Annotated in this window: 1 protein-coding gene; it reads right to left on the bottom strand. The window is 54.6% G+C overall.

Translation table 11 applies throughout. The features are described 5' to 3' along the window. The coding region (locus ACLO87_RS16750; protein WP_430224337.1) for a thiamine pyrophosphate-dependent enzyme at positions 1-670 on the bottom strand (670 nt) is incomplete at both ends.

Here is a 670-nt window from a genome sequence, read left to right as displayed (position 1 = left end):
GTTCCGGCAGCATATCTGCGAAGTGATTGAGGCATTTCTGGCTAACCTGACGGGTTGCCAGCGCCGCCGGATGGGATTGCAGATCGTGCACATATTTCTGCATATTCTCGACCCAGCCAGCAGGCAAATCACCCTTCATGCGACGAGTAAACTCCGCCGCCAGTTCCGGCCACTGCTTCGCGTAGTCGGCAAACAGTGCATCCCATTCCTGTTGAACCTGCGCGCCTTTCTCGGTCGCATCCCATTCGGCATAAATTTCACCAGGAATTTCGAAAGGGGCATACGACCATTGCAGACGTTCACGCACCAGCGCCACTTCATCTGCACCCAGCGCCGAGCCGTGGCAATCGTGGCTGTTGGCTTTATTTGGCGAACCAAAACCGATAATCGTTTTGCAGCACAGCAGACTGGGCTTATCCGTGACGCTTTTCGCTTCACGCACCGCAGCATCTACCTCTTCTGGATCGTGACCATCAACGCCTTCAATGACATGCCAGCCGTAGGCACGAAAACGGGCAGCCGTATCTTCAGCAAACCTGCCTTCTACGTGACCATCGATCGAAATACCGTTATCGTCCCAGATAGCAATCAGATTGCCGAGCTTCAGCGTTCCTGCAAGACCACAGGCCTCGTGGGAGATCCCTTCCATCAGGCAGCCATCACCCAAAAA

This window comes from Paenalcaligenes sp. Me52 (assembly GCF_050487965.1).
GTDB lineage: Bacteria > Pseudomonadota > Gammaproteobacteria > Burkholderiales > Burkholderiaceae_B > Paenalcaligenes.
The sequence above is the reverse complement of the archived record's forward strand: the minus strand, read 5'-3'. Positions and strand labels throughout refer to the sequence as shown.